This window comes from Streptomyces sp. SID13726 (genome assembly GCF_010548375.1).
GTDB lineage: Bacteria > Actinomycetota > Actinomycetes > Streptomycetales > Streptomycetaceae > Streptomyces.
On record NZ_JAAGLY010000489.1, the window covers coordinates 1 to 433 of the forward strand.

Here is a 433-nt window from a genome sequence, read left to right on the forward strand (position 1 = left end):
TCTTCATCTCGGCGATGTTGCCGAGGTGCAGCGCCGCTCCGCCCATGAGCTGGACGTCGAAGTGCCGCTGACCGAGCGTGCGGCGCGACGCCTCGCGCACCGCGGCGAACGCCTCAGGGAGCAGGTCGTCGAGGGACTCGCCGGCCTCGAGGCGCGCCTTGAAGCGGTCGGTCTCCTCCCGCAGCTCCTCGTCGGTGAGATCCTCGAAGCCCGGCTCGAGCTTGTTGACCTGGTCGGCGAGGCCGGACAGCTTCTTGAGGATCCGGCCCTCGCCGATGCGAAGGACCTTGTCGAGGATCGAAGGCACGCAGGACTCCCGTATCGATCGGTGCCCGGGCCGGGTGGTCCGGGAGCAGCGCCGACGCTCTGCCGCGCGGGCGCGCACGGCAGCGGACGTCGGCAACGTCACACATCATCGTAGGCGCGTCGGAGC

At 70.2% G+C, this 433-nt stretch carries 1 pseudogene; it reads right to left on the reverse strand.

Annotation, left to right across the window (positions count from 1 at the left end):
- A pseudogene (locus G3I78_RS52635) lies at positions 1 to 307 on the reverse strand (preprotein translocase subunit SecA); the annotation flags it as partial.
- Between the last annotated feature and the right edge of the window lie 126 nt (positions 308 to 433).